Source organism: Neobacillus cucumis (genome assembly GCF_002860255.1).
Taxonomy (GTDB): Bacteria; Bacillota; Bacilli; order Bacillales; family Cytobacillaceae; genus Neobacillus; species Neobacillus cucumis_A.
This window is the reverse complement of record NZ_PGVE01000072.1, coordinates 140,841-152,109: the sequence shown is the minus strand read 5'-3', so window position 1 is coordinate 152,109 and position 11,269 is coordinate 140,841. Positions and strand designations below refer to the sequence as shown.

At 38.1% G+C, this 11,269-nt stretch carries 9 protein-coding genes; 5 read left to right on the top strand and 4 right to left on the bottom strand.

Annotation, left to right across the window (positions count from 1 at the left end):
- Positions 1 to 661 precede the first annotated feature (661 nt).
- Positions 662 to 1,681 carry a DUF3231 family protein gene (locus tag CVD27_RS20190; protein WP_101649851.1) on the top strand — a complete coding sequence of 340 codons (1,020 nt, stop codon included), beginning with the start codon at positions 662 to 664 and terminating at the stop codon, positions 1,679 to 1,681.
- 449 nt (positions 1,682 to 2,130) lie between these two features.
- On the opposite strand, the gene CVD27_RS20185 is transcribed toward CVD27_RS20190, so the two are convergent.
- Complete coding sequence (locus tag CVD27_RS20185; protein ID WP_257984443.1) at positions 2,131 to 2,880, bottom strand: SDR family oxidoreductase; 750 nt, start codon at positions 2,878 to 2,880, stop codon at positions 2,131 to 2,133.
- 284 nt (positions 2,881 to 3,164) lie between these two features.
- On the bottom strand, positions 3,165 to 4,259 hold the full coding sequence (locus CVD27_RS20180; protein WP_101649849.1) for a glycerophosphodiester phosphodiesterase family protein: 1,095 nt from the start codon (positions 4,257 to 4,259) through the stop codon (positions 3,165 to 3,167).
- Between the two features lie 298 nt (positions 4,260 to 4,557).
- Here CVD27_RS20180 and CVD27_RS20175 point away from each other — a divergent pair, with 298 nt between their 5' ends.
- Positions 4,558 to 5,688: a YdcF family protein gene (locus CVD27_RS20175; protein WP_101649847.1), complete on the top strand. Its 1,131-nt coding sequence runs from the start codon at positions 4,558 to 4,560 to the stop codon at positions 5,686 to 5,688.
- A 302-nt stretch (positions 5,689 to 5,990) separates the two neighbouring features.
- Here the strand turns inward: CVD27_RS20175 and CVD27_RS20170 are convergent, their stop codons facing one another.
- Both CVD27_RS20170 and CVD27_RS20165 read right to left on the bottom strand, forming a co-directional pair.
- A complete protein-coding gene (locus CVD27_RS20170; protein ID WP_101649845.1) occupies positions 5,991 to 6,260 on the bottom strand; it encodes a hypothetical protein in 270 nt (89 codons plus the stop codon).
- A 201-nt stretch (positions 6,261 to 6,461) separates the two neighbouring features.
- Entirely contained in the window at positions 6,462 to 7,823 is a 1,362-nt protein-coding gene (locus tag CVD27_RS20165) for an MATE family efflux transporter (RefSeq protein WP_101649843.1), read from the bottom strand.
- A gap of 278 nt (positions 7,824 to 8,101) precedes the next feature.
- Between CVD27_RS20165 and CVD27_RS20160 the strand changes: the two genes are divergently transcribed.
- The 3 genes from CVD27_RS20160 (at position 8,102) to CVD27_RS20150 (ending at position 11,261) form a co-directional block, all read left to right on the top strand.
- Positions 8,102 to 9,451 (top strand): MFS transporter, encoded by a 1,350-nt coding sequence (locus tag CVD27_RS20160; RefSeq protein ID WP_101649841.1) that lies wholly within the window; start codon positions 8,102 to 8,104, stop codon positions 9,449 to 9,451.
- Between the two features lie 219 nt (positions 9,452 to 9,670).
- On the top strand, positions 9,671 to 10,066 hold the full coding sequence (locus CVD27_RS20155; RefSeq protein ID WP_101649839.1) for a hypothetical protein: 396 nt from the start codon (positions 9,671 to 9,673) through the stop codon (positions 10,064 to 10,066).
- A gap of 283 nt (positions 10,067 to 10,349) precedes the next feature.
- Entirely contained in the window at positions 10,350 to 11,261 is a 912-nt protein-coding gene (locus CVD27_RS20150; RefSeq protein WP_257984442.1) for a ubiquinol oxidase subunit II, read from the top strand.
- Positions 11,262 to 11,269: the final 8 nt, after the last annotated feature.

The window sequence follows — 11,269 nt, the reverse complement described above, 5'->3', positions numbered from 1 at the left end:
ACTTTGTCACAGGGCTTCAACCTTAGGATTTCTCCACCAGTTGCCTGTCAGTTACTGAGCGTCTTGGCACTTACTCAGGTTGGACTTTCACCAACTAGCAATTAACGGCTTGCTGGGCACGCCTTCAATAAGAAAAAGCATTACCGTTGTTCAGTAATGCACCTGTTTGTTTAAGTACACTTCTTCACAATCTCGAGCTTATAAAAATTCCTTAAATACGTTGTTCTTAATCTCATCCCACTCTGAATGGATTATACTAAAATATACATCGTCTCTACTGACCCCAGATGTATCTATATAATTAGCTCTAAAAACTCTTTCTTCTTTTGCACCCAACTTTCTAATTGCTTGTTGAGAACGAGTATTTCTATTCTTTTTAAACAATCCTTCCCCGTTAGAATTCCTGTAGAAATCTAATTATCATGTAACATAAGCACCCGTTTGTTTAAGTACACATTTTCACAATTTGTATCGTAACAAACATAACTATTCTTCTTCATCAAAATAAAGACCACTTTGATTATCCCCTAAAGAAATTTCAAGTCTAGACGCTATACTGTTTCATATTAGATTTGACTAATAAAATGTGCCATTTTATTCGTAGAATTTTTTACAAGCCGGAGTAAATACTATAAAAAACTTTTTCCTTTTAGGAGGAGTTATGAAAACAATAAAACCAACAAAAATAGGCGCATATTCATCATGTAAAAGCGAATTAAGAAGTTCGGAAATGGGTGATCTTTGGGCTGCATACATGGGAAACAGCATGTCAAAATGCGTGTTAAGCTATTTTCTAAAACAGGTTGAGGATAAGGATATAAAAGGGACGCTGGAGCATTCTTTGTCTTTATGTGAAGATTTTTTGGGTAAGATTGAGAAAATTTTCCGCTCAGTTAACCATCCCATCCCTATTGCTTTCACAAAAGATGATGTCAATTTGGATGCGCCAAGGCTTTTTGATGATGAATTTTATTTGCATTATTTACGCCAAATGATTCGGGCGGGCATAAATCTGTACGCGTTATCCGTGCCACTTTCTACAAGAACGGATGTAAGTGAATTTTTTATTCAATGCGTGGATGAAACAATGAAACTGGTGAATATATTAAACGATCTTCTTGAAAGAAAAGGAGCTTCTCCGAAAACCCCAGTAATCCCTGTTCCAGAAAAAGCCAGTTTTGTTCAGAATGAAGATTATTTTAATGGTTATTTGGGGAAAATTCGTCCCCTTCATGCGCTGGAAATTAAACATTTATTTGACATGGTGGGAGCAAATTCGGTGAATAAAGCTTTGCTTTTCGCATTTTCACAAGTATCAGAGTCCGAAAAGATCAAACAGTTTTTTAAAAAAGGAGAAGAACTTATTGCTAACACATTGGAAACGTATACTCATTATTTGACGGAAAATCATTTACCTGCTCTTCCTCTTTTGGATCATATGGTTACTACATCAAAATTTTCTCCTTTCTCTGATAAACTGATGCTTTTTCATACAATCGATCTTTTCACCTTACGAATTCGGGATATTGGGAATTCCATTGCAGAAAACGGAAGGCATGATTTGGGGCTGACTCTTTTTAAAAAGTTAACGACCGTAGGTTTTTATGTCCAAGATGGAGCGAAATTAATGTTAGAAAACGGATGGATGGAAAAAATATCGCATGCACCGAAATGGGAATAAAAAAAATTTCCATGATTGTCCTCTTGACGATCAGCTCTTGTATGATATAAATTGCTTGGTCGGGGAATGAAAATTCTTACTTTTCTTTTGACTACATACATTTTAAAACCGTTGCGGATGCAATTTTTGTTTTTTTATTTTTGTTTTTAGCCCTATCCTTTTCCCCATTCCTTATTCCACTAAATGCAGTCTTAATCAATAAATATTTTTCTCGAAGAAAGCACTTGAATTAATGGTGCTTTTCTTTTTTTAAAAAATCCCTGTTTTGAAACCTACCGATATTTCTTATTTTTTATATAAATGAACACTTGTTTAACTTCTACGTTAGCGGACCAAGAAAAGCGACTGCTCATATTGAACAATCGCACCCGATAGTGTAAGTACATTTTTGCACAATCTTGTTTAGGTAAGAAAGATTGCCACATCAACTTGCCAGTGTACAACATCCCTCATAACCGCTTATTACCTAGATACTCTTCAAATGTAATTTTCCCTACTTTTTGAAAGGAATTGGTATTTTTCCCGTCGGATAAAGACTTGTATAGTTTTCCTGGTAAAGAGATGCTTAAAATTTTGTTTGTTTCATTATTCACCATAATTTTCAGCTCCGCCATCTCTCTTAACGTCATTATAACTGGTCCCCCAAAGTCATCAGTTCTTCCTTGAGGACCTTTATTAATTAAATCAATTAAATGTTTGGCAAATTCATCAACACTGATGCTTTGAAATTTAATTCTTCCAGGTATAACATATCTTTTAAAGAGAGGTTTTGATAAAAGTAAATTCTCGACAAAGCCGTGGAACTGAGTTGCACGAACTATTGTATAAGGAATAGAACTATTCTTTAACAATTCTTCTGCTTCATATTTAAGCTTATAATATTTCAGTGGTATTTCCTCAATTCCTATAATTGACGGATAAATAAAATGTTTTATGTGTTTTAGATTACCTAAAAAGTTTTCAAACCCTATAACCTCGATATTTTTCGAATTTTTTGTTGGACTTGTTGCTGCGTGAATAATTACATCTACATCTTTTACTGCTTCTTCTAAACCTTCACCAGATAATAAATCGCTATAAACCCACTCGAAATGTCCTATTCTTTCAGGTTTTCTTCGAGAAGTTATTTTAACTTTATAGTCGGAACCATTTAGTTGATTTAGCAAAGCTGAACCTAGTTGGCCTGTCGAACCAGTCACCAATATTCTCAAGTACAACACTCACTCTCTTTATAATGGATTATCTTTGTATTTTATTATTCGGAAATTGGGGTCTTTATTCAATTAATCTGCCAGCTATACGAATCATGCGGCTTTGAAGCTACCATTCACAGGATTATTATCGAAATTGAATTAATATGCCGTGCCTTGGCTATTTTCACAAAAGAAAGCGGCGGATAAAATGATCCGCCGCAACAAAAGAATGAATCTAAAAAACTAGAAAAAATCACTGTGTTTTTTACCACTTACCTTGTCCTGACACTTTATATCTTGGGAGCCGAATAGGCCTTTGGCAGCTTGTAACCGCGTTTCTTCATGACATTGCGCAGAAGGTCCGGGTAATCAGTGATCATCCCATCCACCCCATCATCCATCAGCTTTTCCATCGTAGGCTCGTCATCAACCGTCCACGGAATGACCTTCATGCCGTACTTGTGGGCTTCCTCGACCATTTGCCTCGTCACGTAAGGCTTGTAGTTCGGATCGGTTACCTTGCCGTTCTGAGGATCACCATGAACTGGGGAAATAGCGCTTGCGCCAAACGAGTGGGCTGCAGCGACAAAATCGCCTCCAAAGTCATCGATGTCGATTCCTCCCAGCCATGGAGATGCGCCAGGCTTACCAGGCTGCAGGAACTGATCACCATTAGTCAATGCGACAAGCGGCAAGCGCGGCTCGACTTGGTGCATGCGCATAAGTGATCCCCAGTCGAAGCTTTCGATCGTTACGCGGTTAATCATTCCAGCTTTACGAATCTCGTTAGCAACTATCTGTACAAACTCTTCACGGGGGGCCGTTTCATTCGGTGCTCCGGCTTCCACTTTGGTCTCGATATTCATGTGTACCTTGTTGGCGTGGTAAAGCTTAACTAAATCGAATACCTCGCTCAAAAGCGGCATGCGGGCGCCAGGATTCAGCTGCTGGCCAGGGAATGATGCCTGCCTCAGCGAGCCGCAGTCCAATGTACGCACCTCGGACAAGGTGAGGTCCTTTATGTACTTGCCGACATATGGGTACATGGGATCACCAGGAAACGCCGGACCCGTGTCCTGACACTTGGAACCCGAAATCTTACGATCGTGGGTAATTACAGCCTGATGATCCTTCGTGATTTGCACGTCCATCTCAAGGGTGCTGACACCCACTTCGAGGCCCTTTGAAAAAGATGCAATCGTGGACTCGACGGTAAGCCCGATACCTCCTCGGTGTGCCTGCAGATCAAACTCTTTCGGACTGCCCGCAGTGTAAGACTTGGGCGCCATTTCTGCAGCCGATACAGGTGTTACAGCCACTTGGACGGTAGCTGAACCCGCCATAAGGGCTGCCATAGCTGCAACGATCAATTTCTTCTTTTTCATTTCCTCCACTCCCTACTTCTCTCTTAATCTAGTACTTCAATAAGTATAGAGGAAAAATGTAAATGAATGATAAATCCTATAATAAGAAAAGGTAAAGAAAAATAAGAAAATGTTCACAGTACTTTTCGTATGTCTTTCAAAGCTAATCCAACAATTAGATATAACCATTAAGGTGATAAAAGCTAAATGGCTGCTTAATTTGTATTATTTCATCCTCCTTCTTAGAATAAATATTTCTAACTAAGTCATCTTAAATAAAGGGATATTATTTATTAAATAAAATGGCAGGAGGACAATGATGAAACTTTTGAAAAAGAGAGTATGCTTTGCATTAGTAGTTTTTCTGTGTTCTTTAACTTTCACAACAGCCTATGCAACAAATGGTACCACACAAGAACCTCCAAGTATCAGCTCATTAAAACATGATGAAGCGACTTCTTATCGAATCAAGCAGCTTGAAGATATCGCAATGTACTATTATTGGCATGGCGGGGATATTAAAAAAGCTGAATCGGAAATCTTCAAGGGCATTACCTTAAAAGGTAAATTTGATGTGGTTGAAAATGCATTTATCCAAGCGGCGTTAATTGATCCTTATAGTACGGATTTAAAATTTTCATTGGCGTCTACACAAATAATCCAGAAGAAGTACCCGGAAGCGTTTCAAACTTACAAACAAATATTAAATTTAGACCCAAATCACTTTAATGCCAATCTACTCTATGGAGTCTATTCTCGTATTAATGGAGATGAAAGAACCTATAATCGTTCTATTTCAAAGTTAAAAAGGATCGATTCGAAAAGGGCAACTGAATATCTTGAAAAAATAAATCGTACAGAAGAAACGATGAAAGAAAAATTAAATGTTGACGTTCCAGCAAACCTGCCAGCAAAAGATCATGCCATTGTCATATTGGGCTATGCACTTGCTGAAACGGGAGCGATGCAGCCGACACTCATCGAAAGGTTAAAAGCGGGACTTGCCATTGCTAAGCAATATCCAAACTCAAAAATAATTGTGTCAGGCGGAGTTCCTAAACAAGGTATTACAGAGGCGGATGCCATGAGCAAATGGTTAATTGAACAAGGAATTCCAAAGGAGAGAATCATTCTTGAAAGCAATTCAACCGATACTGTTGAAAATGGGCTGTTTTCAACTGCTATCCTTGAAAAAGAAAACCTAAAGGATGTGACAATCGTTACTAGTGCAAGTCACATAAGAAGAGCCTTAACTGTTTTTAAAGAAGCCAGTGAGTTTTATAATAAGATGTTAGGCAAAAAAACAAAAAGAAACTTTACGAACATGGTTTATTTGGATTACCCTTCTGTAGCTGAAGCCCAGAAAGTAACGAACGATGAAAAGATAGTGATTTATCGGGACCTTTTTAGAACCTCAGGCATCTGGCAATACCCTGGTTTACAAAGATAAAATTAATCTGCAAATTACTATTGATACAAACTAGAAAATATAAAGAATATAAAATCAAAAACAGTTCAATTAATCGAACTGTTTTTTGATTTTTTCTAATTGAAACATAAAACGATTACCCGATTTTAAAAAATACTACGGGAAAACCGTAATTATTAAGGATTGGGTAGATTTCTCCCCTAATATGACAGTTAATATATTCAATTATTATTTAACATCATTGTTTAACTCCCACAGTTAAATACGATTATCTCTCAAATGCTCGCTTTTTCCAACAGCCCCTTCCAATCCGGCAGCAAGAGTTAAAACTCCCCTTCAAACGGGGTAAATGGAATGTTTAATCTGTTTTCCACTGCACGAAGCCTCTGATTTACACGTCGTAAACGACGGTGAAGTTGGTCAAATTCACTTTCTAGGAGACTAACTCTGCGTTCAAGCCGCTGCCATTGTGGCTGTTGAAATAGTTGCGATAGTTGCGGTAGTTGCCTGTAAGATCCATATAGATCCTGCTGTACATATGGATAATACTCCAACTGAGTCTGTGGAAGTTGATAATTTCCATACGGATACATTTGGACATCTCTCCTTTTTGGTTTATTTCCCTATAAATTATGTAGGCATTTTCAGTATGAAACGGCGAATACCCATTGATTCTCTTATTCTCGGATCCCTATAACTTACTCCGTTACTTGCCAAAAACAAGAATCATAAGTAGATTTGTCCAAAAAAAAGGAAAGCACATGTCCATATATGCTTCCTTTTGTACTCTTTTTTTAGATTATATTGTCCTGATATTCCTTTTCAACCGATTTTAACTTGATGGAATCCCAACTTGTTCGATAAAAGCGAACCATTACACTAATTCCAAACACCGTGAGATACGAGTATAAGGCGATCCATGCGCCAATACTGCCCCAATCCAGGATAAACGTTAATACATAACTCAGTGGAACAAAAAATAACCACCCTAATATCAAAGATATTTTTAATAAAAACGATGTGTCGCCAATCCCTCTTAGACCACCGGCATAAAAATTTAATAGTCCATCAAACAACTGCAAAAATGCAGATATCATGATTAATTCTGCAGCTATTTTATATACATGGACATCGTGGGTATAGATCTTTGCAATCGGTTCTGCCAGGAAAAATTCAATGACACCCAAAATTAATAGAAAAATACAGCCTAAAATGGTTGTGTTCGTCCCTGCTTTTCTTCCTAATAAAGGATTACCTCTCCCCACCTCTTGACCCACAAGAATAGTGGCTGTTGATCCAAATGCAAAAGCGGGCATGAATCCAAGACTCATCACACTTAAGGCCACTTCATTGGCTGCTAACGCATTCGTCCCTAATCTCGTAACAAATGCCGTAAAGACAAACATGGCCATGGCCATCGAAAATTCCTGGATGCCTAATTTGGCACTTTCTCCAAAAATTAATTTTGATTCTGCTGGGTTGAAAGCAATTCTTTTGCGTGTTTCATATTTTGGATGTAATTTTATGAAATAAAAATAAGCACAAATAAGAAATGTGACCAATTCACCAATAAAAAAGGCGATCCCTGCACCTATTAAACCTAATTCAGGAAGATCCATATTTCCATAGGTTAATCCATAAGTAAGAAAAATCATAAAGGCTCCGCCTGCTATGGTACTGATCATTGGGGTTTTGGTATCTCCAATTCCGCGGAGAAATCCATGAATAACAAAGGTGAAGATCGAAAAAACCATCGCAAAAAAACGAAATTGTAAATAACTTTTACCTGCTCTAATCATTTCAGGTGAACTTCCCAACATCTTAAAAATGGATTCAGGAAATAGTAAACCAACTAATAAAACCAATGTTGCAGCCGCGAGACAAAGATAAAAGGCTATATAGGTACGCTCCACCCCTTTTTTCATGTTGTTTGATCCGTAATTTTGAGCGACTAAATAATTGGTCGTATGCCCTATTCCCGAAAATAATGCCCAGGCATTATACATAATAATGTTCGAAACACCCACAATCGCAATCGCAAGGGCACTTAATTGACCGACTAAGATGAGATTGATTGTTCCTGTAAGTGTCGATGAAGCAAATGAAGCAATTGAAGGTACGGCAAGCAGTAATATCTTTTTCCATTCTTTAAACATTTTTTTAATCTCCTATGATCCCTTTTTAATGCACGATACCTATTATGGAACAATCATGCTTCCATCCATTTACGCCTTTTATCCATTCCCTGTACAATAGTTATTCTATTAATTTTGAACAATTCCTCCTATCCATGGTACTTTCCTTCCTTGCCCCACAAACCTCAGCCCACCAAAGCCCAGTTGCTCTAAGTACCCTTTTCTACCAATATGTTTTATTATTAATATTACAAAAAATTATATATATCATTTACACAAATTCACCGGAGGAAAAACTTATGTCTAACCCAAACAAAACACGGCTTCTTTTTATTACTTCCGTTGCTTTAGGAATTTTGCTGAATCCCTTGAATTCTTCCATGATTGCCGTTGCGCTTTCCCGCATCCAAAATCAATTTTCTCTTTCGTTTACGGAAGCATCCTGGCTTATCTCCACTTATTATCTTGCCAGTGGTATCGGTCAGCCGATAATGGGAAAGCTAGGCGATGCGTTTGGACTTAAGAAAGTGTATTTAATCGGTCTGATTATGATTGCAGCAGCATCATTTGCAGCTCCCTTTTCGCCAAGTTTTGGCTGGTTGATTGCCATCAGGATCATCCAGGCATTCGGAAGTTCAGCGCTCTTCCCGGCAGGGATGGGAATGATCCGCAAATCAATCTCGGAAAATCAAGCACAGGCACTGGGTGTCCTTTCGATATTTTCATCTGTATCCGCCGCACTTGGCCCTTCCATCGGCGGTTTTCTCACCCATTACTGGGATTGGAAAGCGATCTTTTTGGTTAACTTTCCATTTGTTTTGGCAGCCTTTTTTCTCGGACTATTTATTCTACCAAAGGATAGAAGAGATAGAAGCCGGAAAGTCACCATTGATTATATAGGAATCCTTCTTTTTACTATGTCTATTTTAAGCTTGCTATTGTTTTTGCTGTCATGGGAAAGCGGTGTTAACTGGGTAGAACTTTTGGTAAGCCTGGTTTTTATCTTCGCTTTTTATAAATACGAAAGCAAACAATCGCAGCCATTTATCAATGTACTAGCGCTTAAAAAAAACCTGAATATGAGTTATGTCTATGTACAGTTTATCCTGGTCAATGTGATTTTCTACTCGATATTCTTTGGGGTACCGCTCTATCTGCAAAATGTTCGCCAATTCGATTCCAAGACGACAGGTCTTATTATGCTTTCCGTTGCCGGTTTTGGCATTATCGTGTCACCGTTGGCCGGCCGATGGATTGACAAACGTGGTTCAAAGCCTGCTTTAATCGCAGGGACATCCTGCATGATTACAGGTTCCTTGCTTCTTCTTACCATCCAAGGTTCCTCGTCGGCGGCATGGATTTTCTTTTCTTTATCGGTCCTTGGATTAAGTAACGGCTTCAACAATCTTGGTTTGCAGACGGCACTTTACACGTTTGTTCCTCCTGCCGAAACCGGCACTGCTTCGGGGCTTTTTATGACGTCACGTTACATTGGGACGATTTTTTCTTCTAGTTTACTGGGTATTCTATTCGGGAAACAATTTACGACAAGCCATTTTCATGTAATGGCCATCATCTGTGTCATCATCGGAATCTTGATTATGCTGTTGACGATTCGGATGCCTCAGTTACAGAAACAGAGTCAATAAGCAAAAGTGACACGGAATCGTGTCACTTTTTAATATTTGATATTAAACTTAAATGCTTATCCTTCTTAATCTCCTACATCGGTTAATGCTCTTGTGATTTTGATAGAGAATACATTCATACCGTTGGACAAGCGCCGGTGCGGTTGTGATAAGTTCTTCATAAAATGGTATAGAAAATGATTCATTCATTTTCTATTTTATTTAATGGAGGACTAAATATTGAGTCAGATTTTAAATGAAAAAATACCATTTACTACTGTTTTTCTAAATCTATGTAATGGTGAATTTATTCAGGCCGAAGGAGTGTCTCATGTCGTGTTAAATATGACTCCCGATGGCAATGGGGGTTTTCATCTTGTCTCACATGATAACTTTCATGCAACAGGAACCGGTGATGTAACTGGTTCAAGATATGTAGTCAACGGGATTTCTAAAAATACCCAAAATGTGAAAGCTCCTTTTCCTTCAACCACCACTACCATTTCTAGATTAAAAGTCATTGCTCAGAAACAAGGCGTACCAGATTTCTTTACGGATTTTATAGTTCATATAACAGTCAACGCAAATGGTGAAGTAACGGCAATAAAGATTGAGTTTGATTTTGACTGCAATTAACCATGGGATTAAACCTATTACAAATTGAGGATACATTATATGTTTTGTTGAATTGTTTCTCTAACTATTGATTTTCCTTGTATAATAAATAAATTTTAAGGAGCCAAGAACGTCCTGGCTCCTTTTTTATCATCCAATGAATAACTTCGTGCGTTTTTTACATAAATTTTGTTATCATTCCATGTTTTGGAATTATAGCAAAGAAGTTGGGCACTCTATTAACTGTTCATCACAAAAATTTATGTTCAAGAACCTCATAAATAAAACGAAGGGGAATTTTGAAGTGAGAAAATGGATTCGATATGGTAAAACTGCGATTTTGGGTTTATTGGGCGTTATGATTTTATCTAGTTGTGACCGTAGTAAATATATTGTCCTTGATCCAAAAGGACCGGTCGGTCAGGAAGAGCTGCGTCTCATTATTATCTCTACCATTCTTTGTGCGGTTGTTATCATTCCTGTTTTGGCCATATTTGTTTATATCGTGGTTCGTTATCGCAATAAGCCTGGAAACAATGCACCATATGAGCCTGAATGGGATGATAGCAAAGTGCTCGAAGTGGTTTGGTGGGGAATTCCTATCGTGATTATAGGGATTCTAGGGTTTTACACGGCAAAAACAGCAATCAATGTATCAAAGCCTCCTGTAAAAGATGTTACACCTGTTGTTGTTCAAGTAACTTCCTTGGATTGGAAATGGCTGTTTACGTATCCAGGCCAAAAGATTGCCACTGTTAACTATGCGGAAATTCCCGCTGGGGTTCCCATTCAATTTGTCTTAACCTCAGATGCGCCCATGAATTCATTCTGGGTACCGCAGTTAGGAGGTCAGGAATATACCATGCCTGGCATGGCAATGGGTTTGTGGCTTCAGGCAAATAAAACAGGAAATTATTACGGTTCCGGGGCTAGCTTTACCGGAACAGGTTTTGCCCATATGAAATTTAGAGTAAAAGCGGTTAGTCAAGCTAATTTCAATAAATGGGCCGCTCGTCTTAAGAAAAACTCACCTGCTCTGACAAGCGACGGATATGAGGATTTGGTTAGACCCAATACGGTGAAAGAATTAAGCTTTTCTTCCTATCCTAAGAATTTATTTGAAGACATCGTCAATAAAAATGGTGGAACCTATTATGACCATCCACACCATATGGGTGATGACAGACATATGCAAACCACTTCTACTCATCATTAAACAGGAGG